We start from the raw sequence: 24,479 nt of genomic DNA, 5'->3' as shown, positions 1-24,479 counted from the left end.
CCAGCTCCTCTTGTTAAGGAAAGGCTGGGGCTTTTCTAGTATTAAGTTAAATTTAATGAGCTAACAACTCGGCAAAAGTCTCCTCGGCTTCCATGAGTCCGGCTGGGGTGATGTTGGTGAGCCGCACGTGCTTCTCCTCATTCACCAGCACTGGGTCGTACTTGGCTACTACGCGCACATAGTTCTCCGTGAAGCCTTCCATGAAACCATCGGTGATGTCTGCCTCAAACAAAACTTTGCCCTCATAGCCAATCTGACTTTCATAGAAGGCGCGCTTTTTCTTCTCAGAAAGAATTCGCAGCATATCGGCGCGTTGGTTTCTAATCTTCTGAGGCACTACCCCTGGCAACTCAATAGCAGAGGTGTTGGCACGTTCAGAATAGGGGAATACGTGCAGATAGCTGATGTTAAGGTCATTTAAGAAATTATAGGTCTCCAGGAAATCCTCTTCAGTTTCGCCCGGGAAGCCTACAATCACATCTACGCCAATGCAGGCATGCGGCATGGCGGTCTTGATCCATTCCACGCGCTGGGCATACAACTCGCGCAAATAGCGGCGGCGCATCAGTTTCAAAATCTTGTTGCTCCCAGATTGCAATGGCACGTGAAAGTGCGGCATAAACCGGTTGGAGTTGGCTACAAAGTTGATGATCTCTTCGCTCAGAAGGTTGGGTTCAATGGAAGAGATCCGGAAGCGGTTCACGTTCTCCACCTGGTCTAAAGCCTGCACCAGTTGGAAGAAGTTCTCTACGCGCACGCCTTCCTGCAACCCGAAGTCGCCGGTGTTTACGCCTGTCAAGACAATTTCCTTTACGCCAGAATCTCCAATCTCCTTGGCCTCCTGCACTACCTTCTCAATGGTGTTGCTACGACTTTTGCCGCGGGCCTGCGGAATGGTGCAAAAGGTGCAGGAATAGTCACAACCATCTTGCACCTTCAAAAACGTACGGGTACGATCCCCAAACGAGTAGGCGTTCACAAAGGTATTGGCCTCAGAAACCGGGCTGGCGTGCACTTGGGGCTTGCCCGTTTTCACAAACCCTTCTAGAATGTCCACTAGCTGAAATTTTTCGGCGGCGCCTAAGACGGCATCTACGCCGGGTATTTCAGAAATCTCGGTAGGCTTAAGCTGGGCGTAGCAACCCACAATGGTGACAAAGGCGTTAGGCGAATGCTTGAGAGCTTCCTTAACCACCTTGCGGCATTTCTTGTCTGCGTTGTCTGTGACAGAGCAGGTGTTAATGACATATATATCTGGGGTGTCCGTGAACTCCACCTTCTCAAAACCGCGCTCCTGAAAGATTCTGGACAGGGTAGAGGTCTCAGAAAAATTCAGTTTACAGCCCAGTGTATAAAACGCTACCTTTTTCATAATCAGGGGGCAAAGATACGCAGATTCAGGGCAAATGCCCAATGTCCGTTTTTAGCCTCTTTTCATAGAAACAGGCCAAAAACGGAGGAAAGGTTCCCCAGCTTACTTTTTCAGGAAGTCGTCAAAGCTGGTTTGCATGTAGGCCTTGCCTTGTTCTACCTGCTTGTCTGTGACGGTGCTGTCCCGCTGGATGGGCTTTTTAGAGACGTTGTCAAAGGTAAGGGCTCCGTCTGGCGTCACCATCCCGAACCCGTCATTGAACACATAAAACGCAAAGGGCGTTGTTTTGGCATCCAGTAAATTCTTGCTCCAGGCGTAATGGTGCGTGGGCAGTCCCATTTGTTGTAAAAGTGTGGGAACGATGTCTGTCTGCGACCCGATGGAGGAAATGACCGTGTCCTTTACCGCCAACGCGCCTCCTACCATCATCAACGGGATTTTGAACTTGCTAGGCGCGTCATTGGCATCCCGGCCCGGGAATAGGTGGCCGTGGTCTGCCACCAATACTACCACGGTATTTCGCCACCAGTCTTGTTTTTTAGCCTCTTCAAAGAATCTGCCCAGCGCCCAGTCTGTGTAATGGAAGGCATTTTTAAACTGGGTTTCCTCGTCTTGGCCTTTAAACTTGGCGGGCATGGGCACTTCATACGGCTCGTGACTGCTCAAGGTGAAGACTGTCATTAAAAACGGGGACTTCATGGTTTTTAAGTCCTGTTGTACCCGGTCTAATAAGATATGGTCATGTGCGCCCCATTTTGAGTTGTAAGATTCGCTCGGGAAATCGCTTTTGTCAACCAGCTTGTCATAGCCACCATTAATCAAGAAGGATTTAATGTTAGCGAAGGCCAACTCGCCGCCATAATAATAACTGGTAAAGTAGCCTTCCTTCTTTAGGTCAGCCGCCAACTGCGGCAGACGCTCCGTTTTCTTGGGGGTTTTGATGATGGAAGTGGTCGTCTGCACGGGGTAACCACTCAGCAAGGCCACCATTCCTTTTTCACTTCTATCGCCGGAGGCATAGATGTTAGAAAAAAGAATTCCTTCCTTGGCCAAGGCATTCAGGTTAGGAGTCACCTCCGAGGGTCCGCCATAGGCGCCTATTAATTTAGCAGTATAGCTCTCCAATATAATAAAGAGAACGTTGGGTCTTTTCACGTTTAAGAGCGAAGGGACGGAATCGCTTTTAGGGGTATAGATTTCCTGCACCAGCGCTTCAGCCTGTTTTGTTTCCAGGTACTCATACGGGTTCTTGGTATTGTAACTTTTGCGTAGCAGGGACTGCATGACGTTCCAGGGCACGTTGACACCGGCATGGTTGGCAAACATGTTCTGCGAGAAGTAGACGTCGCTTTGGTTCAACGGAATCTGTTGCCAGCCGCCCCTGATGGGCAAAATCAACAGTGCCACCAAAAACAAGCTTACACCCAGCTCAAGCAGTAACTTTTGTCTATGGTGTGGGCTACTTTCCCAGGTATGGCTAAGTCTTCTGAAGGCCCAAATAGCAAGCGCCGCAAAAATCAGGTATTGGATGGTCAACAGGCCTACAGGGGCTGCCCCGGCAGAGGCAATCATCTCGGCGGGCGTGTTCAAATATTGCAGGGGAGTCGTGTCTAACCTAAAACCCCAGGCCGCATACAACTCAAGGTCCATGGTAGTAAGAAGAAGCACCAGGGGTATTAAGACATAGGTGTAGATTCTGATGACTTTCAGCAAAATAGCTTTCCTGAAAGCCACCTCCATCAAGAAAAGCAGAAACGGCAGGACGCTGAGGTAAGCCGCAAAGGAGATGTCCATCCTAAACCCATAACCAAAGACCTTAAGAGTTTCTAAAAAGGAGAGCGTATCTGTCTTGGCAGAATGGTATACTAAGAAAATAGCCCTGGCCACTTGAAAAAGAAGGGTCCAAAATGCCAAATAAGATAGGGTTCTGTACAGGATTCGTCTCACAGTGCAAATATACTGGATAATGAAATTCATAAAAGAAGTGAGAGGTTCTAATAAGAGGGGTATAAACCCAATTTTAATATCATTTTCTTAAAACACCCCCTTCACGTAAAGGGGGTGTTTTAAACTTTTATGATATTTTTTCCTAAACACCCCTTAAAAAATATAACCTTTTTCTTGGGTCAATGATTTTGAGTTGTAATTTTACAGCGTTCAACTCAAAAATAGAAAACAGAGCATGGCTATTCTTCGGTTTAAAGCATTAGAGTTAGTGAATCAGCGGAAGGCAGTAGAGGTTGATCTTCCTGCCCACAAGATTTCAGAATACTATGGTAGTAATGTGTTTGGTACGGATGCCATGCGCTCTTACTTGTCAGGTGACTATTTCAAGCGTTTACAATTCGCTATTAAAACTGGGAGCAAGGTAGACCGCAATCTGGCTGATGCCGTGGCCGCCGCCATGCGCACCTGGGCCATGAGCAAAGGAGCTACCCATTATACCCACTGGTTCCAGCCTTTGACCGGAGAGACCGCCGAGAAGCATGACTCTTTCTTTGACATCAGCTCAGACGGACGCGCCTTAGAGACCTTTAAAGGAAACGCGTTGGTACAGCAAGAGCCAGATGCTTCTTCTTTCCCAAGCGGTGGCATTAGAAATACCTTTGAGGCTCGTGGCTATACCGCCTGGGACCCAACTTCTCCGGCCTTTATCATTGAGAACGGGAATACGCGCACTTTGTGTATTCCAACCATCTTTGTGTCTTACACCGGTGAGGCCCTTGACTTTAAAGCCCCACTCTTAAAGAGCCTGGACCTGGTGGAGCGCGCCGCTTTGGACGTTTGCCAGTACTTTGATAAAGACGTAACCCGCGTGACCACCACTTTAGGCATTGAGCAGGAATACTTCTTGGTAGACCGCGCCCTGTATGACGCCCGCCCTGACCTGGTGATGACCGGCCGTACGGTGTTTGGTCACGCTCCAGCTAAAGGTCAGCAGTTAGAAGACCATTATTTTGGTGCCATCCCGTCAAGAGTGCACGCCTTTATGGTAGAGTTTGAAGTGGAAGCCCACAAATTAGGCATTCCGTTGCGCACCCGTCACAATGAGGTGGCACCTAACCAGTTTGAGTGCGCGCCAACCTTTGAAGAGGCTAACCTAGCCGTGGACCACAACCAGTTGTTGATGGACATCATGGACCGCGTAGCCGAGAAGCACCACTTTAAAGTGTTGTTGCATGAGAAACCGTTCAAAGGCGTAAACGGTAGCGGCAAGCACAACAACTGGGCCTTGAGCACAGACACGGGTGTGAACCTGTTAGGCCCTGGTCGCAGACCAAAAGAAAACCTGCAGTTCCTAACCTTCTTTATCACCACTATTAAAGCAGTGCACCGCTACGCTGACTTGTTGCGCGCCAGCATCGCGTCGGCCAGCAACGATCACCGTCTTGGGGCAAATGAGGCACCGCCGGCCATCATGTCTGTGTTCATCGGGACTAAATTGTCTGAAGTGCTGGATGAGCTGGAGCGTACCGCCAAATTGCCATTAGACAAAGGCGACAACGTGTACATGAAGCTGGGCATTGACAAGATCCCAGAAATCTTGTTGGACAACACAGACCGCAACCGTACCTCACCCTTTGCCTTTACGGGTAACAAGTTTGAGTTTAGAGCAGTAGGTTCTTCGGCTAACTGCGCCAATGCCATGACCGTTTTGAACGCCATTGTAGCCGACCAGTTGCTTGACTTCAAAAACAGCGTGGACGCTTTAATGGAGCAAGGCAAAAAGAAAGAAGTGGCCATAATTGATGTATTGCGCGAGTATGTAATTTCTTCTAAGGCCATCAGGTTTGAAGGTAACGGCTACTCAAAAGAGTGGGAAGAAGAGGCAGAGCGCAGAGGCTTAAGCAACATCAGAACCACTCCGCAAGCCTTGGATAAACTAGTAGATGAGCAAGCCATCTCGCTCTTTACCAAGCACGGCATCTTTAATGAGCGCGAAATCCATGCCCGCCATGACATCTTGTTGGAAGACTACTTGAAGCGCGTGCAGATTGAGTCTAGAGTGATGGGCGATCTAGCCTTGAACCACGTAATCCCTACGGCAGTAGCTTACCAGACTAAATTGGTGCAAAACATCAAAGGCCTTAGAGAGATTGGCCTGGAAGAGGAAGAATATACCCAGACCACGGTAGATACCATCAAAGCCATCTCCAGACATTTGACTACCATTAAAGCTAACGTAGACCAGATGGTGGAGCGCCGTAAGGAACTCAACAAGATTGAGGACACGCGTGACCGCTCTATCCGGTATTGCGACGAGGTGACTACTTTCTTTGATGTCATCAGACGCAGTGTAGACAAGCTAGAGTTGATTGTGGATGATGAGCAGTGGCCATTGGTTAAATACAGAGAAATGATGTTCTCACACTAAGAGCAATCTAAAATTTTAAACAAAAAAGAGAGGCGTCTAATTTAGACGCCTCTCTTTTTTTATCTATAAATTAAAATAGAACCGATTTTGGGCTGTTTTCCAGAAAACAGGCCAAAAATGACATGGCTGCTACGTGGCTAGAATGTCTTTTTGTTGGCTTTTCCCCTTCATGGCATTAGTGACGGCCTCAATCTTAGATTTAATTTCAAGGGTAGAAGGCAGATGCTGCTTAACATTGAGGTTAGCCCACCAGCCACTCACATTTGGGTTACTGGCTAATGAATCCAGCACCCGCTTTAAGATAAAGGGAAGGAGCAGGGCTGCAATGGAGCTAGCTAAAACGCTTTTTAAACCCAAATGGATCATTAGGCGCACCAGAAGCAGCTCGCGTAATTGCTCCAGCAACAATTTGGGGCCTTTCCCTTGCACTTGTCCCTTTAATACCTGTAGGGCCTCAGCAGCATGGCCTTTGGCTACCTCCCGGTTTACCCACGTTTCCACTGTGTCACGGGCTACTTGTATGGCCTGCGGAATCTGGCTGGCAGTTAATCCTGCTTGGTGCAACAGGCGCGCAGCGTGGGTATGGCTTTTTTTTAGGAAAGGCAGTGACATGGAAGAATGGCTTATAGAATTGCCCTAGTATACGCTAGAAGGTCTTTTTAGTTTATTTAGGCAGCCCTACCCAACCCTGATTTTTGCGTAGAATTTATAAGGAGCAATCTTATAGTATAAAGGCATGGAATTAGACTTTAATGAATTCAAAGCCCGGTTGTTAAATGAGATGACAAGAGGCATACACCCAGCCCCCTACATACAGGAAGAGGTTAGGCGCGCCGAGGCGTTGAAGTTGGGTCTGGTAGAAGAAGTAGAGCGTGCCCCTCAGTTTGTGACAGAAGCATCTAACAAGATTGACAGCTACTTGTACCAATTGCATGAACTGGCCAAGAAGTATCCTTTAGATTTTTATCAACTGGATCAGAAGACAGCCATTCAGGATGACAAAATGCAGCAAGGGATTAAAGACCAGCTTAAGAAACTAGATGAAACCGAGGATCCAGAAGGGCCCGGTAAGATACACCCGCTGGACTTGTCTTAAATCACAGCGTCTGTCTCAGAAAATGATGCTAATTTTACAAACCTTACGCTGAACATACCACTGTCAGCGTTGTTAATGTGTATGGACGCAACCTCCACTATGAACGCAACATCCTCACCACTGGGCGGTATATATTGCCCCAGCCTGACTGACTATACCAGACGCCTCACCCGTGAAGTAAAAATTGGCGACCTGGCCATGGGGGGAACCAACCCCATTAGGGTGCAGTCCATGACCACCGTAGACACCATGGATACCCTGGGTTCTGTAGAGCAGGTGATCAAAATGGTAGAAGCAGGTTGTGAGTATGTGCGCATTACCGCGCCTAGCGTCACAGAGGCCCAGAACCTAGCCGAAATAAAGAAGGAACTACGGGCCAGAGGCTATACGGTGCCTTTGATTGCTGACATTCACTTTACACCCAACGCCGCCGAACTTGCCGCTAAGATAGTAGAGAAGGTACGCGTGAACCCAGGCAATTACGCTGACAAGAAGAAGTTCCAGGTCATAGAATACACAGACGCCACCTATCAGGCAGAATTGGACCGGATACGGGAACGCTTTACGCCTTTGGTGAACATTTGTAAAGAACATGGCACGGCTATGCGCATTGGCACCAACCACGGCTCTTTGTCTGACCGCATCTTGAGCCGGTACGGTGATACGCCGCTTGGCATGGTAGAAAGCGCCTTGGAGTTTTTGCGCATCTGTGAAGATTTGAATTACTATGATGTAGTGCTTTCCATGAAGGCCAGCAACACCCAGGTCATGGTGCAAGCCTATCGCTTGCTGGTGCAGAAACTCCATGAAGAGGGCTTACAGCCGTACCCATTGCACTTAGGTGTAACCGAAGCGGGGGAAGGCGAAGACGGTCGTGTGAAATCTGCGGTGGGCATTGGTACTTTGCTAGAGGACGGGCTGGGAGATACCGTACGCGTGTCCCTCACAGAAGCGCCTGAGCTGGAAGCTCCCGTGGCTAAAATGCTCATTGACCGCTATACAGAGCGCGCAGGGCATATACCCATCAAACCCATCACCAAGCTTCCCTACAATCCATTTCAATACCACCGTCGCGAAACCCGCGAAGTACTCAATTTGGGCGGCCACAACGTGCCTAGAGTCATCTCCGATCTGAGCAGAGTGCCTGACATTACCTTTGAGGACCTGCGTCCAGTGGGCCATATCTACTCTGCGGTGCTGGACAAATTCCACATGAGTGACCAGGGCGCTGATTATGTATACACCGGCAGTACGCCCATCGGCTTCATGTTGCCCAACGGTTTAAAGGAGATATTGGATTATACTGCCTGGCTGGAAGTGCCACAAAGGGAAGACCTTTTCCCCTTATACACCGCCATGCAGTTTGAAATGGCAGACACCTGGCATCCGCAACTCAACTTTGTGCAAGCTTCCTTGGGTCAATTAACCCAGGATTTTGTAGAATCCCTGCACAACCGGCCAGACGTTGTTCTTATCCTTGAGACGGAAAATGAACATGCCATGCCAGAGCAACGAAGAGCTTTTGTCAGACTCATGAACCAAGGTCAGCCGGTGCCCGTCATCATAAAACGCTCTTATGAAGACCTCACCGATGAGCAAGTGCAATTATATGCCGCTACAGATATTGGAGGTCTTTTAATTGACGGACTGGGAGACGGAGTGCTACTGAGTACCCAAGACCTAAGCCACCGTGAAAAAGATGAGTGGGGCTACACCCTGGACAGCCTGAATAAACTGGCATTCGGGATATTACAGGCGGCCCGGACCCGCATGAGCAAAACAGAATACATCAGTTGCCCCAGCTGCGGCAGAACCCTGTTTGACCTCCAGGAAACCACTGCCATGATCAGAAAACGCACCGATCACCTGAAAGGCGTCAAGATTGGGATCATGGGTTGCATAGTCAACGGCCCCGGCGAAATGGCTGATGCCGATTATGGCTATGTAGGCGTAGGTAAAGGAAAGATTGCCCTTTATCGAGGCCAGCAGGTCATTAAAAAATCAGTGCCAGAAGAGAGAGCCGTGGATGAGCTGATTGAATTGATTAAAGAAGACGGCAATTGGATTGAGCCTTTAGTCTAGGTAGTAGATACCATGTTAAAAAATATTTCTCAATCACAAAGCACAACAAATATTCAACAAGAGGAATATTTAAATTCTAATTATTATTTATTCAATAACATAAGGGTTTTTGCAACCATTTCAGTAATAATTGGTCATGCTTCAAATCCATTAATGAGAGAACTGACCAGTTTTAATAAAGCGGAGTGGTGGATCGGAAACCTTTTTGTCTCCTTTTTCTTATCGGGGTTGCCTTTGTTTATTATACTTTCAGGGGTACTTCTATTTGACAAATCTGAAAAACCTGGGTTTTACATAGCCAGGTTTAAAAGAATTTTCATTCCTTTTTTATTCTGGAATATTATTTACGGATTTATAAATAATATTTTTGATTATAGCAAAGGTTTAGACAATACACTCAATCTGTTCACTACCAATTCTTATCATTTTTGGTTTGTATATGTTATTTTAATTTTATATATATTCTTTCCTATTCTGAGTTTTTTTATCAAAAAAAATAAAAATAAAACATTATTATACGCTACATTATTTTATCTTTTATTAAATATTTGCTATATATTTTACAATCAAATCTACCCTTCATCTATTCTTTTTAACTTTTTATTTCATGCAATAATTTATAGTTACCATATAGTAGTTTCAGTTATAGCATTTAAATGGATTTTACAAAAATCATTTAAAGCAGGGACGGTTTTGTATTTATTTGGGTTCCTAATTAGTTTATTTGGAACATATTTTATTTTAAATATGGAGGGTTTTGAAAATGTAACCTTACATAAAAGCTTTAATGCTCATTTATTGTTAAAAGCATTTGGAGCTATAATAATAATTAAATATTTGACAAACATTTTAGGTGAAACTGTAAATAGACATACTTCAAGAGTAAGTAAATATTGTTTCGGTATTTACTTTATCCATGTTTTAGTATTAAATAAAACCTTTATTAAAAGTTTACCTATTTCTTATAACTTTAGCCACCATTTTATTCTAATTGGACTTAATTCTATAATTTGTTTTTCAGTTTCTCTTTTTATTATCTACCTCTTAAGCAAATTACCATTTGGTAAGTATCTTTTTTAAATTAACTTCTAACAATATGAAAGGCCTTTTTGATTTCTCTGAAGTGGCAACCTATTTCTTCCGGAAGAAAGATCCCAACCGCAAAACCAACTTTAACCTACGTACCATGCATACCATCAATAAGGTGTCCATGCTTATGTTTTTGGTGGGTTTTATCTATTTAGTTTTTAAATGGATGACTAATTAGGCAATTGGCCCTTTTACTTGCAAGGGGGAGTCTTTCTTAGTAAGTCATATTTTTTTGTTGTGCCATTTACCTTTAAGGGATTTTGGGTATGAACCAGAAAAGAGACACATACCATATTTAATCCTCCCATTCCATCTTCAATCTTATCCATTCCCTCATGTCAAGGCTTTTAAGGTAAAGTCTTGGCATGAGGGAATTTCTTTTTACTAACCCACTATTCAAAGCTCCATTGCAGTAAGAACTTATTCTTTTCTTGACAGAATGACGCTTGCGCGATAAGGAGGAATTGGGTTACTTGAGCCATGAACATTGAAGAATTCAGGAACTATTGCCTAAGCAAACCTCACGTAGAAGAAACGCTCCCTTTTGACCAAGACACCCTGGTGTTTAAGGTGGCAGGTAAAATGTTTGCGCTCTGTAGCCTTTCAAACTATGCTGGGGGCGTGGCATTGAAATGTGATCCTGAATGGGCAGAGGAGCTTCGGGAACAATATCCTGCCATTCAACCAGGCTACCACATGAACAAGAAACACTGGAACACGGTCATGCCTGAGGCATTTCTGCCGATGGGCTTGCTGGCTGAGCTCATAGACCATTCTTATAAGCTGGTAGTCAAAGGTCTGCCTAAAAAGATGAGAGAGAACTTAGACCTGTAAAGAATCTATGAGATAAAGGGAAAACTAGTAATTTAAAGCCTTCTCATACCTAATATGCGCTTCTTTTATTGGTAAGTCCCATGAGTACCAATCCTGCACCAATGGTAGCAAGGCCAGCGGTTACTCCTGCCTGCAGGTTAAAGATGGACTCCACCAGCGTCATATTTTTATCCTCCAACTGCTCATAGATAACCTTAGGGATTTCTTCGCCGGTTTTAACCAGAAAGTATCTGTTTTTATTATAGCCGTACCCAACCCCTAAGGAAATTAAGATAGCCAACCCGAATAGAATATTGTATTGATTTTTCATAATACTAAAACTAATGAATTAAGTGAGACGGCACAGTCTTTCGTCAACAAAAGCGTCAATTACAGAATCCATTTAAGTTTTACTTCTTAGACCCCATGATGGATAGAAATAACTAAGAAGCGGTCACATCCTCTACATCATTTATGGAAACCGGATGGCTTATGCATCAAGTAAGAGAAATAACATTTTTATCCTAGATGGAAACCATCCAACCTATCCAGCTTGCTTTTTCCTGCCCCCAAAATTGGGAGGCCATGACCAATTGTCAACAAGGTAGATTCTGTACTACCTGTCAAAAAACGGTTTTTGATTTGACACATAAAACAGAGGCAGAAATTAGGCAGCTCATGCAAGTGAAGGGTGAAGTATGTGGACGGTTCTACACTCATCAAGTGGTTGTACAAAAGCCCATTGCAATAAAGAATGATTCTTTGCTTAAGAAAGTAGTGGCTATGGCAATGGTGGGATTGGGGCTGACAGCATTTAAAGGCGTTGTGTTTGCTCAGACTATAAACTCATTGAAAATCGAGGATAAAAAAGATTCTTCTCAGTACACGTTTGGAGTTATAACAGAAGTAATGCCCCGTTATAAGCATGGAGACCAAGCGGGATTGCAGAGAATTATTCAACAGAACCTGCGTAACCCTGATAAAATCAATGGTAGGGTGGTAACTTCATTTATCATTGACACTACCGGTAAGCCAATAGACATCCAGATACTCAAATCCTTATCAAAAATATCAGACCAAGAAGCAATTCGATTAGTTAACTTGTTAGAGTTTGAGCCAGGTACGCAAATGGGCAAAAAAGTACCCGTAAGATACATTCTACCTATTCAGTTTTATGATATTATGACACCTAAGAAAAAGCAATAATTCATGTTATAAAAAGAGAGAGGCCGCTAAAATTAGCGGCCTCTCTCTTTTTATTCGTTTTTGGGCTGTTTTTCAGAAAACAGCCCAAAAACGTTAAACTACAACGTTCACAATCTTGCCAGGCACCACAATCACCTTCTTCACTGGCTTGCCTTCCAACAGTTTCTGAACCTGATCAGAGGCCAAAACCTCTTTCTCAACGTCTTCTTTAGACAATTTCAGGTCGAAGGTTAGCTTTGATTTTACCTTACCATTGATGGAGATAGGGTAGTCAAAGGTGCTTTCTGTAAGGTACTCTTCTTTCCACTCTGGGAAGGTGGCGTAGGTGATACTCTCCTTGTGTCCTAAACGATTCCAAAGCTCTTCAGATATGTGCGGCGCGTAAGGAGCCAAGGCAATGGTCAGAGGCTCCAGAATGGCGCGTTTCTTCGTTTTCAAAGCCGTCAATTCATTCACGCAGATCATAAACTGGCTCACGCTGGTCCCGAAGGAGAAGCGCTCAATGTCTTCTTCTACTTTCTTAAGCGTTTTGTGCAGGGCTTTCAACTCTGCAGGAGTGGCTTCTTCCTCAGCCACAGCCCAGTTGCCTTGCTCATCGGTGAACAGCTTCCAGAATCGACGCAGGAATTTGTACACGCCGTCCATGCCGTTGGTATTCCAAGGCTTGAACTGCTCCAATGGCCCCAAGAACATCTCATACATGCGCAGGGTGTCAGCGCCGTATTCCTCTACCAGCACGTCTGGGTTTACCACATTGTGCTTGGATTTGGACATCTTCTCAATCTCCACGCCCACCACGTATTTACCATCTTCTAAGATGAATTCAGCCTCAGCAAAATCTGGACGCCAGGCTTTGAATCGCTCTAGGTCCAGCACGTCATTTTCCACGATGTTTACGTCCACGTGCAGGGCCGTTACCTCATGCTGGTCTTTCAAGCCATAAGAGACAAAGGTGTTGGTGTCTTTGATGCGGTACACAAAGTTAGACCTACCCTGAATCATGCCTTGGTTGATAAGCTTTTTGAAGGGCTCTTCCTGGTTTACAAGACCCAGGTCAAACAAGAACTTGTTCCAGAAGCGGGAATAGAGGAGGTGGCCCGTAGCGTGCTCAGAACCACCAATATATAGGTCCACATTCTGCCAGTAGTCAATCGCTTCTTTACTTGCAAATTCCTTGTCATTCTGGGCGTCCATGTAGCGGTACCAGTACCAGCTAGAACCCGCCCAACCCGGCATGGTGCTCAACTCGTACTCAAACTCGCCGCGGTATTTCCAATCCTGGGCACGGCCCAACGGGGGCTCACCGGTCTCTGTAGGCAAATAAGCGTCTACCTCTGGCAATACTAATGGCAACTCGCTTTCTTCCAGCAGGGCAGGGATTCCGTCTTTGTAATACACTGGAACGGGTTCTCCCCAATAGCGCTGGCGGCCAAACACGGCATCGCGCATGCGGTAATTGATGCGGGCCTTGCCCACGCCCAGTTCCTCGGTGCGCTGAATACCAGCTTTGATGGCGTCTTTCACCTCCAGGCCGTTCAGGAAATCTGAGTTGATGATTTTTCCTTCCTTGGCGGCGAAGGCTTCCTTGCTAAGGTCACCACCGGCCACTACCTCAGGAATAGGGAGGTTAAACTTCTTCGCGAAGGCATAGTCACGGGAATCGTGGCCTGGAACGGCCATGACGGCACCGGTTCCATAACCCGCCAGTACATAATCCGCAATCCATACTGGGATTTTCTCCCCTGAGATAGGGTTGATGGCATAGGCCCCGGTGAAGGTACCCGTCACAGATTTCACATCAGACATGCGGTCGCGCTCAGAGCGGTTCTTGGCCCAGGCTACGTATTCCTCAACTTCGGCGCGCTGCTCAGAAGTAGTAATCTCAGACACAAACTCATGCTCTGGGGCCAAGACTACAAAGCTGGCCCCGAAGATGGTGTCAATGCGCGTAGTAAACACCGTGATGTGCTTGTGCTCATGGCCGTCTACCTGAAAACGCAGCTCGGCACCCACCGACTTGCCAATCCAGTTGCGTTGCATCTCTTTCACCGGCTCTGGCCAGTCAATGGTATCCAGACCCTGTAATAGGCGCTCAGCGTAGGCTGTGATGCGCATCATCCATTGCTTCATCAATTTGCGTTCCACGGGGTAGCCACCGCGCTCTGAAACGCCTTCTTTTACCTCGTCGTTGGCCAATACAGTGCCCAACTGCGGACACCAATTGACCACGGCTTCAGACAAGAAGGTCAATCTGTATTTCAATAGAAAATCTTGCTGTTCTTTCTCATTCAACCTGGCCCAGGCATCAGCGGTCACATGCGGAGTATCCTCGTCACAAGCGGCATTCACATGAATGTTTCCCTGCTTCTCTAAAATGGCTACCAAGGATTCAATCTGTTCCGCTTTATTAGTGTCGTTATTGTACCAGCTGTTGAAGAGTTGCATGAAAATCCACTGGGTCCACTTGTAGTAGCTGGGGTCTGAGGTGCGCACTTCGCGGTCCCAGTCAAAGGAGAAGCCCAGGTTGTTCAACTGCTCAATGTAGCGCTCAATGTTCTGCTTGGTTGTCACGGCCGGGTGCTGTCCCGTCTGGATGGCATACTGCTCCGCTGGCAAACCAAACGAATCGAAGCCCATGGGGTGCAACACATTGAAGCCTTTCAGGCGCTTATAACGGCTCACAATGTCAGAGGCGATATACCCCAGCGGATGACCTACGTGCAAACCAGCCCCCGAAGGATACGGGAACATATCCAAAGAATAAAACTTCGGTTTGCTGGTGTCAATCTCCGTCTTGAAGGTCTTGTTCTGGCTCCAGAAGCGTTGCCACTTCTGCTCTATGGATTTGTAATCGTACTCTGCTGACATGGGCGTATGTGTTTTCTGCTGTGAGGCAGGTTTGTTCGGTTTCTTTCGCCGAAAGCGGCTAGGCGCAAAAGTAAGGAATTTCCTGTTAAGGCTGAAGGGCCAATTCTAGGCAAGCGGAGACCAGATGAGCAATCGTTTTTAGGCTAGTTTCTGGAAAATAGGCCAAAAACTAAGTCTCGCTGTTTCTCTTCCCTGAGGGAGAAGGTTAGATGAGGATGGGTTTGCTGATTGTAGAGACCAGGCATTGCCTTGTCTCTAGCGCATTGCTCTCTTCTGCTATTATTATCTGTTGAAGTAAACACCCCTCTTCGCTCCCCTCAAGGGGAGAATCTGCGTTTAGAAAACGCTTTTCTAGTTCGCAAACAAGGTCCTTTCAGGATGACAGTTGAGAATTGACCATTAGTGTGCGAAGGCCCTAAGTGTCTAAAGTAACTACAGCAAACCCACCAAAGGGTCTATACCGTTCCAGGTGCCTTGGCTACTAATGGGCGTAAAGCGAGCGAACAGCTCTTCTGAATACCAGCCTTGGGTTCTGGTTCTGGTGATGACGTCCCTGTGCGAAGCGGTTCTGTAGGCGTAGGCTTTCATGTCGGCCTCATTCTGCCAAAGGCTAAAGGTAGCTTGTCTGATTAAAGGCGCTTCGCCTAGGCCAATGGAGGCTAATAAGCCTTGGGCATCGTCTAGACTGGCGCTGGCCTGGGGCACGTGTTTCCAGAAGTCCATGGCTTTTGTCAGCCTGATGGAGGCGCGGGTGAGCACGGCAATGGGCGCGTTATCTGGGGAAGGATAGGTTTCTTTGGTGAAGGGATTTGTGCCGCTCCACAGGCCGTGCGCCTGCAAGGGTTGTAAGCCCAGGTGGTATTGTTCAAAGGTGTGTTCCCGGTATTCCTGCAACAGCGGGTGGTCTTCCAGAAAGTCCTGTGCGGCTGCAGGAGAGTCCCAGGTGGCCATGAGGCCGTAGCGGTACCAGTTGGGCTTGAGGCTGAAGCCGCGGCCCTGCCCACTGCCCAAGAGCTTGAAGAAGTTGAGACCTTTTACTTTTCTCAAGGCTGATTGTGAAGTGGCCATCTGCGCCAGGCCCCACCGCCAATGACCGGGTTTAACGCCGAAGAGAGACAAGGTAGTATGCGCAGGGGAAAGAGAGGCAGAGGATGACAAGGTACTTCGTTTTTGGCCTGTTTTCTTAAAAGTAGCCGAAAAACGGGATTCGGCCAAAGCCCTACCATAGGGCAAGAAAAAAGGGAGCCTTAACTCCCTTTTCCTGTACCAACTACAAATTAATCTTTTTGTTTTCGCCGGGGTGGGCGGGCTCTCCGGTTAGAATCGCTTTTGCCATGCCGTACAAATGTACCACGGCGCTGTTCGGTGAGTCCCAGTACTCGGCCTGGTCTATACTGATTTTCAGGACGCCAATATTCGGGTCTTCCTTGCCTTCGGGAAACCAGGCTTTCATGGCAGGGTTCCAAAGCTCGTCAATCTTCTGCTGATCCCGGTTCACGGTGGCGTGGCCCGAGATGGACACATACAGGTTGTTGCTAGGGTCGGCGTAGCTCAGGTTCACATGGCTTTCGTTCTTAATCTCATGCGTCTTGCCAGAGGCGTAACCAGTCAAAAACCAGATGTTGGCATTCTCATCTGCCTTCATGTGGCGCATAGGCCGCGACCGAATGGTGCCGTCTGGCTCTACCGTGCTGAGCATAGCCACGTCAATGGCTTCTATTTTTTTTAATAAGGTGTTAATGTCTCCTTGTTGGTTATTTTTTTGATTTTCCATAGTAGGTTAGGTCTCTCGGTTTTGTACTAGAATACGGGCCAGTCACCCCATGGGTTAATTAAGAAATGGTAATTAATAATTAATAATGGGAGGCAAAACATTTGTCCATGGCTATGGTTAAGCAGAGATTATTAGGTTTTATTACTTTGAACTTCAGCTTACCAGTCCTCACTAGATTATTAAATTGCTGTCAATCCATGGCATTCCATTTATTAAGAAAACTTAAACCTTGAAATAGGGTAAGGAGGGATGTCTTCCTGTTAATTATTAATTATTAATTCATTTGAACTACCTGGCCCACCTGTACCTGTCTGGCAATGACCCTGAATTGAAGTTCGGAAATTTTATAGCCGATGGCGTGCGCGGCGCCCAGATTCTGCAGTTCCCGGAGCGCATTCAACAGGGAATCAAGCTCCACCGCCTCATTGACCAGTTCACCGACAGCCACGCCGTGGTAAAGGAAACGATTGAGCGTCTTCGGCCTTTGTACAAAAAATACGCGGGCGTAGTGGCAGACGTATACTATGACCATTTTCTGGCCGCTAATTTCCAGCAGTTTAGTACCGTGCCTTTGGATGTTTTTGCCGAAGAGAGTTACGCCGCCATCCAAAGCAGACCAGAGTGGCTACCACCCAAAGTGCAGACCTTTTTGCCGTACATGGTCAATCAAAACTGGCTGGTTTCATATGCGCAGGTTTGGGGAATCTCAAAAGCCTTAAAAGGCCTGAGCCGGCGCACCACCTTTGAATCTAACATGGAAACCGCCGGCGAGGAGTTACAGCTTAACTATGACTTCTACCACCAAGAATTCAACCGCTTTTTCCCAGATTTGGAGAAGTACGTGATGGAAGAAATAGAACGAATTAATGCTTTACACCTTAATGCATAGGTTATCGTTTTTAGCCTACTTCCAGAAAAACAGCCCAAAAACGAAGAAGGCGGACCCAATCAGGTCCGCCTTCTTTTATAAGTATAATCTGAATTTTGAAGAAGCGTTCACTCACTCCAATCCTTAATTATTAATTATCAATTTTAATTAATCCTAGTGGTGGTGTCCGCCTTCGCCGTGTACGTGGCCGTGGGCAATCTCCTCTGGAGACGCATCGCGCACGCTTACAATCTTTCCTTCAAAGTGCATGTCCATGCCAGCCAATGGGTGATTAAAGTCCATTAACACGTGGTCATCATGCACGCTTACAATGCGGCCTTGCATGTGGTTTCCTTCGTTGTCAGACATAGGAATGTAGTTGCCTTCCTGCACCATTTCCTCATCAATCTTGCCGTCAACCTCAAACACCGACTTTGGAACCGGCACCACTGCGCTCTCGTCCAGGTCACCGTAGCCTTCATCAGAAGAAAGTGTGAATTTGAAGTCCTGGCCAGACTCCTTGCCCGACAATTCCTGCTCAAATTTCTCTGGCAATCCGCTCACGCCATACAAGAACACCATTGGGTTCTCGTCGTCGGCAATTTCTACTAGCGTTGACTCGCCTTCTTCGTTGGTAACTTTAAGTTCGTAGGTGAGCGTCACCACTTTATTTTCTTCTATTTTCATAGCTATTGGTTATTGGTGTATTGAAAGGGTAAAGGTACAAGTATTTGCCTCTAACGAAATCCCGAAGCCAAAAGATTTACTCCGCCTCGTCGGGGGACAATAGCTCCCAGGCACTACGGTAGGCGCCAATGGTTTCGGCGTAGGTTAAAAATTCCTGGTAGAAAGGATGCTCGCCCAAAGTGGCGCTGTCACCCACAATCACCATCTTTTTCTTGGCTCTGGTCATGGCTACGTTCATACGGCGTATGTCTGCCAGAAAGCCAATCTCACCCTCTGGGTTACTGCGCACCATGGAGATGTAGATAATGTCCCGTTCCTGTCCCTGGAAGGAGTCAACCGTACCAACCGACAGCTGCCTACGTTGTTGCAGTTGGTGCAGTTTGGGTTCATGCTCTACCTGGTCTTTCAAGTAATTGATTTGCGCGCGGTACGGCGAGATGATGCCAATCTTCAAGGGACGCTCTTCGCCTTCCTCGTTCAGGCCGGCGGGCTCATAGGGCGTCAAGAGGTTGAGCAAATGCTTGATGAGCAAATCAGCCTCCTCAGGGTTGGCAGTACTGCTGCCTTCGGCGATGGTGGTCTCATTGTAACCGCAACCTGCCGTGTCTATGAACTCCACAATCAAGCCTGGGTCAAACTGCGGATGCACTTCTTGCAAGGTAGCCGCTTCCACGCTTTCATGGGCCTGCAATTCGCCTTTGTAAAACTGGGTGTTGGAGAAGCCCATGATGTGCTGGTGCATGCGGTACTGGGTGGTGAGCATGACCGCAGTTTCGGGCTGACGCGCAATGCACTTCTCAAATAGGGTTTTGGCTAGACCATTGCGCTCCGCAATCATAGACTTAACCGTGGGCGGCAATTGGTGGTGGTCACCGGCTAGTACCACTCGGTTGGCGCGGGTAATGGGAATCCAGCAGGCAGGTTCCAGGGCTTGCGCGGCCTCATCAATGAACACGGTATCATACTTTAAATGCCGAATCACGCGGTTAGCCGAACCCACCAAGGTACAGGTCACCACTTCCACATGGTCCAGCAAGTCTTCGGTGATGTAGCGCTCCACGTCCTCGGCTTCATTGAGAAGTTTTTTGCTTTCGTCTTTGTAGCGGCGGCGCTGTTCTTTTTCCTCCCAGCCAAAGTTGCGCTTGAACTGACTGCCCATGGCCTTGTATTCCTCGGCGGTCTTGCGCAGTTTCTTGAGCTGGCGGTAGTCGCGGTGGTGCATGACCTGCGCATCTAGGGTGTGCTCTAGCAAAACCTCAGACACCCGGGATGGATTCCCGATTCTTATCACGTTCACGCCTTGCTCGGCCAGCTTCTCGGTGAGCAAATCAACGGCGGTGTTGCTAGGCGCAGTCACCAATAAGCGGCGCTCACCGGCTTTCAACGTTTCCAGGATGGCCTGCACCAGGGTGGTGGTTTTGCCGGTGCCCGGAGGCCCGTGGATGATGGCCACGTCTACGGCCTGCATGATGTTTTTGACCGCCGCGTTCTGCGACGGATTCAACACCTCAATTGGCGCAACTTCTTTCTCTCTTCTGAACGTGGCTGGTTCACTGCCCAATAAAATATCGCGTAGCTGGGCCAGTCGGCTTTTCTCGGCTTCCATCACCTTCATGAGGGCAATGTCCATCTCGCGATAGCTGACCTCGTCAAAGGTGAGTTCTATGCCCAGGCGTCCGCCTTCCTCTAACCAGTCGGGGAGGTCTTCTTTAGAGGTGGCCAGACGCAGTTTGTTGCGTTTCACTTCCAGCACCACGCCGTTCAAGGCCCCGCCATCGCCGTTGGTAAACAAAGACGCCGAAGAGCCTGCCTGAAACATGTGCAATTGATCGCGGCCCGAGGAACGCTCCAGTTCCACCACCATCTTGTTCCCGAAGCCCACTTCCTGCTTGGTAATCTGCACGGGGTACCAGCAGATGCCTAGCCGCTTGCGCTCAGCAATGGTGGTGAGGGCGTTCTTTAGCTGGTACTGCTTGCGGTCTTCTTCCTGCTCCAGTTTGAGCAGGGCCTTCACGTCCAGTAATTCGTTGAGAATGTCGTTCATTAGTTAAGACTCAAGACGCAAGATGTAAGACATAAGACCAAGAAATATCTTGAATCTTGTGTCTTACGTCTTGTGTCTAAATTAAGTAAAATACGTCCTGTGGCAGGTTTGGCATTTCCATACGGTGGTGCCGGCATAAATGATTTTGCGCCACCAGGATAAGTTGGTTTTAAGGGTTACTTGCTGAGAGCTGCAATGAGGACACGTAGAACTCTGGCTTTCGTTTTCGGCCTGTTTTTGAGAAAACTCAGCTAAAACAGCTTGACTTGGGAGAAAGTCTTGTTGCTTGACCAATAACTGATAATAGATACCCGCGCCGTAGGGGAGGCTGGGTGGCCCACAGCTTTTCACCAAGGCTACCACCTCAATATCCATTAGGTCATTGTACAGGTCAACGGCTTGGGCGTAGGTGAGGTATTGGGCCAGCGTTACTAGCGTTTGGTTCACGCTTCTACCTCTTCCTCTTGGTGCTGTTGTAAGTTGCCAATCCGGTTTTTAAGCCGAATGACATAGAATACCAAGCCCAGGGACAAGATGAAAAAGCCTAAGGCAATGGCGTCATGCTCAAACTTAGCATCCTCAGCAGTTTCCAGTTCTTCGCGCAGGTCCGTGATTTGCTTGGATAAACGTCGGTTCAGGTTTTGGGCGTAGACCAAGGAGGTCTTCATTTCATAGATGTTGTCCGTGACTACGCGCTTGTCGCCTTGCACCTGGGTGTTGAGTTTCTTGGTTTCGGCTTCTAGTTGAGCAGTGCGTTGGGCGGCGTTTTTGCGCGCTTCCATTTTCTCTTGTTCTACCGCTAGGATAATCTCTGAGTCTTTTTGAAGAATGGCTTTTAAGGCCTCTACTACGGCAATTAAGTCTTCTTTTGAGGCGTTGCCCCAGAAGCTGTTCTCCTGCGTTTTGAGGTAATCGTATTTAAGCACCAACTGCTCACGCTCCGTGATGAGGCGTTGTACTTTGGAAGGTGCTGGCGGCGGTGTTGGGGCTTTGTCTTTGTCCTGAGTGTCTTCACTGGATTTGGCAGGAGTGGTGGTCTGCGGTGTAGTTTTAGCAGGGGCCTTCACGGTGGTGGACGTTTTGGCGGCAGTTGTTCCTGATGTCCCAGCAGTGGTAGTGGTGGTTTTGGCTGTCGTGGTCGTTTTGGCGGTTCCCGCAGGTGGCACGGGTGGTTTTGGCGCGGTGGAGTTGGCGATGGACTTAGAAGCCTTCGATTTGGTCTCTTGCGTGCTGGCAGGAGGCGCCGAAAGGGTTTGGGCCGCCAGGGACAAAGGCAGCGATAAACCAAGGGCTAAACTAAAGGAAATAAGCTTTTTCATAGGATTCACGGTTCTTCTCATCGCTTAATACAGACAACGTACAAAAGTAACTTTTCTGCCGGTCGTTTTTGGCTTGTTTTTCAGAAATCAAGCCAAAAATGATTTTCGATTTGATTGGAATTCTAATAGTCCCCCTTTGAAGGGGGTAGGGGGATGACTGGCTTATGCTGAGTCTAGAGTCAATTAGCTTGGCCAAACGCAGATTCTCCTCTTGAGGGGAGCTAAGAGGGGTGTTTACACTAGCAGGTTATACTTTCCACATTTGCTACGTAACTCCGTCTTAGGCAATAAATCTTTCTTACTTTCTGCTCGCGTTTGTCACTTTTCTCCTTGATGAGAAAAGTAACCAAAAGAATCAAGAGCCCCCGAACTCGCTGACCGCTCAGACAGGGCGGGGGCTCATTAAAGCGCACCGTGAGAAGCTATCTGTTCCATCGTAAGCTTGCGCCACTAGCAAGTGAGAGACCATTACTTTTTCCCTCGGGCAAAGAGACTTAAACTGACCAGTCTCTTTGCCCTCGGTCAAGGGCAGACGGACTGCGGTGTGAGGCGTTGCAATGTTTGCATGCGCTGGCGCGGGGGGTAGAATGATGCCGTTTTCTGCCTGTTTACCAGAAAACAACCCAAAAATGGCAGTAAAATTATCCCTTCTCCCTGAGGGAGAAGGTTAGGATGAGGGGAGCGCATTGCAGAACCCTTTTTGCAAAAGCTGTAGAGACAACGGCACCGCCTTGTCTCTGGCGCATATCCTTCTTATAAAAGCTTCGCCTAGTTATCGTCTGCTCAAAGACCTAGTAGTGCGCGTAGTTCCTACGATTGTCTGTGCCGAGTACCGTTTTGGCCTACTTTCCCCAAAACAAGCCAAAAACAAACCTGCCGCTCTCCAACAGGAAAGCGGCAGGTTCTATATTTAAAAAAGACTCGCGACTCAAGACTCAGAACTCAGGACTCCAAAAGCTATCGCTTTTGGTTCTGTGCCCAGTCATCCATTTTCTTTTCTACAATCTTCAAGGGCATGGCACCGTCTTTAAGGAACTCGTCGTGGAAGGCGGCCAGGGAGAAGTTGGAGCCGAGTTGTTGCTGGTACTTGGCGCGCAGTTCTCTGATTTTGAGCTGGCCGATTTTGTAAGACAACGCTTGGCCAGGAATGGCCATGTAGCGCTCTACTTCGGCAATGACGCCTTCTTCAGACATGGCCATGTTGTCCAGGAAGTATTGGATGGCTTGCTCGCGGGTCATACCTTTGGTGTGCATGCCCACGTCTACCACCAGTCTAATGGCGCGGTGCATCTCATCACCCAGCGCGCCCATGTACTGGTACGGGTCTTGGTAGAGGCCTAGCTCTTTGCCCAGGGACTCGGTGTACAGGGCCCAGCCTTCGCCATAGGCTCCGTACCAGGCAAACCTTCTGAAATCTGGCAGGTCTTGGTTTTCCTGTTGCAGGGAGATTTGGTAGTGGTGTCCAGGAATGGCTTCGTGCAGGAACAAGGACTCCATGCCCGAGGTGGTAGCAAACTTGGTAGCGTCCAGGATAGGCACGTAGAAAATGCCCGGTCGGGTGCCGTCCGGAGAGCCTTGGTTATACTCGGCAGAGGCAGAGGCGGCTCTGAAGGCTTCGGTCTGGCGGATTTCAAACGGGGTTTTAGGCGTTCGGCCAAACATTTTGGACAGGTTGGGCTCTATCCTGGATTGAATGGCTCGGAAGGCGTTCAGCACGTCTTCGGGTTTTTGGTAGGGCATGAACTTGGGGTCAGACTTGAGGTGCTGGAAGAAGGCGTTCATGTCGCCTTTAAAGCCCACCTGGTTTTTAACCTTCTCCATCTCCGCGCGTATGCGGGCTACTTCTTTCTTGCCGGTCTCATAGATTTCGTCGGGCGTCTTGTCTGTGGTGGTCCAGTACTTGACGTAGTAGTTGTAGACGTCCTTTCCGCCGGGCACGTCGGCTATGCCGGTGGTGGTGCGGGCCTTGGGCAGGTACTCTTTCTGCAGGAAGGTGGCCAGCTTCTGGTAGGTAGGCACCAGTTGGGTGGTGATGGCTTTTTTGTAGGCCTCGGTGAGGCGGGCTCTGTCGGCGGCAGGTACTTCTTTCGGGAAGTTCTGGATAGGCGAGTAGAACAAGCTCTTGGTGGGGTCTGCCACCACTAGGGCCTCTAACTGCGGAATCATCTTGGCTACCAAGGGTTTGGGCAGGACTACGCCCGCCGCCATACCCGACCGGAAATTACCGATGGCGCTGTCTGCCCAGGCGGTGAAGCCTTGTACGCGGCCCAGCCAATTCTCATAGTCTTTGGTTGTTTTGAACGGCTGGTTGCCGGTGCCCGAACCCAACTGGCCCATGGTCAGGGGCAGGCCCCAGAACTGCTGGAACGGAATCATCCAGGTGTTGAGCTTAAGACCCTCCAGGCGCGTCTGCATCTCATATTGGAAGATGTCATAGCTGATGCGGTCGTTCTCTGTTAGCTTCTCGCGGTTATACTGTTGCAAGCTGTCCAGGTAGGACTGGTAGAAGTTCTGCAGGGTGTCGCGGTAAGCCTGGGTGTTTTCATTTGGCAACAGGTGGTTGTAGCGGTTGTCGCCTTGGGCGGTGGCGTCCAGGGGGAACAGGCGGTTGTTGGTGTCCCAGTAGGATTTGAGCAGGCCGTTGAGGTTGGTTCTGGTGCCCGAGGCAGCGGAGCCGCCCTCGGTGTCTTGGTTGGAGGACTTCTGGCACGCGAACAGGCCGCAGGCCAACAATCCAGCCAGCATGGTTTTTTTCATGTTGGTTAGGGAAGGTTAAAATTCAGCTATCAATATAGTTACTATTTGGATTCCGATCATGCCTCACTACTTTTTTGAAATAAGTACAAGTATGTTGAAAGCTGAATGTCTATTAATCTCTATCTTCAA

The 24,479-nt window shown here is 48.1% G+C and carries 20 protein-coding genes; 8 read left to right on the top strand and 12 right to left on the bottom strand.

Annotation, left to right across the window (positions count from 1 at the left end; genetic code table 11):
- Positions 1–52: 52 nt before the first annotated feature.
- Together mtaB and ABD880_RS03325 are read right to left on the bottom strand one after the other, a co-directional pair.
- Positions 53–1,372 carry a tRNA (N(6)-L-threonylcarbamoyladenosine(37)-C(2))-methylthiotransferase MtaB gene (mtaB, locus tag ABD880_RS03330; RefSeq protein WP_345162325.1) on the bottom strand — a complete coding sequence of 440 codons (1,320 nt, stop codon included), beginning with the start codon at positions 1,370–1,372 and terminating at the stop codon, positions 53–55.
- Between the two features lie 102 nt (positions 1,373–1,474).
- Positions 1,475–3,286, bottom strand: a complete 1,812-nt coding sequence (locus ABD880_RS03325; protein WP_345162323.1) for an LTA synthase family protein — start codon at positions 3,284–3,286, stop codon at positions 1,475–1,477.
- Positions 3,287–3,554: 268 nt separating this feature from the next.
- Here ABD880_RS03325 and ABD880_RS03320 point away from each other — a divergent pair, with 268 nt between their 5' ends.
- Positions 3,555–5,747 carry a glutamine synthetase III family protein gene (locus ABD880_RS03320; RefSeq protein ID WP_345162321.1) on the top strand — a complete coding sequence of 731 codons (2,193 nt, stop codon included), beginning with the start codon at positions 3,555–3,557 and terminating at the stop codon, positions 5,745–5,747.
- Positions 5,748–5,876: 129 nt separating this feature from the next.
- Here the strand turns inward: ABD880_RS03320 and ABD880_RS03315 are convergent, their stop codons facing one another.
- The gene (locus ABD880_RS03315) at positions 5,877–6,359 is read right to left on the bottom strand and encodes a hypothetical protein (RefSeq protein ID WP_345162319.1); all 483 of its coding nucleotides are present in this window, start codon (positions 6,357–6,359) and stop codon (positions 5,877–5,879) included.
- A 124-nt stretch (positions 6,360–6,483) separates the two neighbouring features.
- Here ABD880_RS03315 and ABD880_RS03310 point away from each other — a divergent pair, with 124 nt between their 5' ends.
- From ABD880_RS03310 to ABD880_RS03290, 5 genes are all read left to right on the top strand, one after another.
- Positions 6,484–6,843 carry a hypothetical protein gene (locus ABD880_RS03310; protein WP_345162317.1) on the top strand — a complete coding sequence of 120 codons (360 nt, stop codon included), beginning with the start codon at positions 6,484–6,486 and terminating at the stop codon, positions 6,841–6,843.
- A 99-nt stretch (positions 6,844–6,942) separates the two neighbouring features.
- The gene (ispG, locus tag ABD880_RS03305; protein WP_345162315.1) at positions 6,943–8,925 is read left to right on the top strand and encodes a (E)-4-hydroxy-3-methylbut-2-enyl-diphosphate synthase; all 1,983 of its coding nucleotides are present in this window, start codon (positions 6,943–6,945) and stop codon (positions 8,923–8,925) included.
- Positions 8,926–8,937: 12 nt separating this feature from the next.
- Positions 8,938–10,005, top strand: a complete 1,068-nt coding sequence (locus tag ABD880_RS03300) for an acyltransferase (RefSeq protein WP_345162313.1) — start codon at positions 8,938–8,940, stop codon at positions 10,003–10,005.
- Positions 10,006–10,021: 16 nt separating this feature from the next.
- Complete coding sequence (locus ABD880_RS03295; RefSeq protein ID WP_197088651.1) at positions 10,022–10,192, top strand: DUF6728 family protein; 171 nt, start codon at positions 10,022–10,024, stop codon at positions 10,190–10,192.
- A gap of 302 nt (positions 10,193–10,494) precedes the next feature.
- Positions 10,495–10,848: an MmcQ/YjbR family DNA-binding protein gene (locus ABD880_RS03290; RefSeq protein ID WP_345162306.1), complete on the top strand. Its 354-nt coding sequence runs from the start codon at positions 10,495–10,497 to the stop codon at positions 10,846–10,848.
- Between the two features lie 49 nt (positions 10,849–10,897).
- On the opposite strand, the gene ABD880_RS03285 is transcribed toward ABD880_RS03290, so the two are convergent.
- Entirely contained in the window at positions 10,898–11,158 is a 261-nt protein-coding gene (locus ABD880_RS03285) for a hypothetical protein (protein ID WP_345162304.1), read from the bottom strand.
- A 197-nt stretch (positions 11,159–11,355) separates the two neighbouring features.
- On the opposite strand from ABD880_RS03285, the gene ABD880_RS03280 reads away from it, so the two are divergent.
- Positions 11,356–12,033 carry an energy transducer TonB gene (locus ABD880_RS03280; RefSeq protein ID WP_345162303.1) on the top strand — a complete coding sequence of 226 codons (678 nt, stop codon included), beginning with the start codon at positions 11,356–11,358 and terminating at the stop codon, positions 12,031–12,033.
- Between the two features lie 93 nt (positions 12,034–12,126).
- Here the strand turns inward: ABD880_RS03280 and leuS are convergent, their stop codons facing one another.
- The 3 genes from leuS to ABD880_RS03265 all read right to left on the bottom strand — a co-directional run bounded on the left by leuS (position 12,127) and on the right by ABD880_RS03265 (position 16,675).
- A complete protein-coding gene (leuS, locus tag ABD880_RS03275; RefSeq protein WP_345162301.1) occupies positions 12,127–14,901 on the bottom strand; it encodes a leucine--tRNA ligase in 2,775 nt (924 codons plus the stop codon).
- A 432-nt stretch (positions 14,902–15,333) separates the two neighbouring features.
- The gene (locus ABD880_RS03270) at positions 15,334–16,059 is read right to left on the bottom strand and encodes a spheroidene monooxygenase (protein WP_345162299.1); all 726 of its coding nucleotides are present in this window, start codon (positions 16,057–16,059) and stop codon (positions 15,334–15,336) included.
- A gap of 112 nt (positions 16,060–16,171) precedes the next feature.
- Positions 16,172–16,675 carry a pyridoxamine 5'-phosphate oxidase family protein gene (locus ABD880_RS03265; RefSeq protein WP_345162297.1) on the bottom strand — a complete coding sequence of 168 codons (504 nt, stop codon included), beginning with the start codon at positions 16,673–16,675 and terminating at the stop codon, positions 16,172–16,174.
- A 283-nt stretch (positions 16,676–16,958) separates the two neighbouring features.
- Between ABD880_RS03265 and ABD880_RS03260 the strand changes: the two genes are divergently transcribed.
- Positions 16,959–17,564 carry an acyl carrier protein phosphodiesterase gene (locus ABD880_RS03260; protein WP_345162295.1) on the top strand — a complete coding sequence of 202 codons (606 nt, stop codon included), beginning with the start codon at positions 16,959–16,961 and terminating at the stop codon, positions 17,562–17,564.
- Between the two features lie 153 nt (positions 17,565–17,717).
- Here ABD880_RS03260 and ABD880_RS03255 read toward each other — a convergent pair whose 3' ends face one another.
- The 5 genes from ABD880_RS03255 to ABD880_RS03235 all read right to left on the bottom strand — a co-directional run bounded on the left by ABD880_RS03255 (position 17,718) and on the right by ABD880_RS03235 (position 24,350).
- Entirely contained in the window at positions 17,718–18,230 is a 513-nt protein-coding gene (locus ABD880_RS03255) for an FKBP-type peptidyl-prolyl cis-trans isomerase (protein WP_345162293.1), read from the bottom strand.
- Between the two features lie 76 nt (positions 18,231–18,306).
- Positions 18,307–20,274 (bottom strand): AAA domain-containing protein, encoded by a 1,968-nt coding sequence (locus tag ABD880_RS03250; protein WP_345162291.1) that lies wholly within the window; start codon positions 20,272–20,274, stop codon positions 18,307–18,309.
- Positions 20,275–20,355: 81 nt separating this feature from the next.
- Complete coding sequence (locus ABD880_RS03245) at positions 20,356–20,721, bottom strand: hypothetical protein (RefSeq protein ID WP_345162290.1); 366 nt, start codon at positions 20,719–20,721, stop codon at positions 20,356–20,358.
- On the bottom strand, positions 20,718–21,593 hold the full coding sequence (locus ABD880_RS03240; RefSeq protein WP_345162288.1) for a hypothetical protein: 876 nt from the start codon (positions 21,591–21,593) through the stop codon (positions 20,718–20,720). Before ABD880_RS03240 ends, ABD880_RS03245 begins: the two co-directional genes overlap by 4 nt.
- A gap of 957 nt (positions 21,594–22,550) precedes the next feature.
- Positions 22,551–24,350, bottom strand: a complete 1,800-nt coding sequence (locus tag ABD880_RS03235; protein WP_345162286.1) for a DUF885 domain-containing protein — start codon at positions 24,348–24,350, stop codon at positions 22,551–22,553.
- Positions 24,351–24,479 lie beyond the last annotated feature (129 nt).

The sequence above is a fragment of the Nibribacter koreensis genome, from assembly GCF_039541795.1.
Classification (GTDB): Bacteria; Bacteroidota; Bacteroidia; order Cytophagales; family Hymenobacteraceae; genus Nibribacter; species Nibribacter koreensis.
The sequence above is the reverse complement of the archived record's forward strand: the minus strand, read 5'-3'. Positions and strand labels throughout refer to the sequence as shown.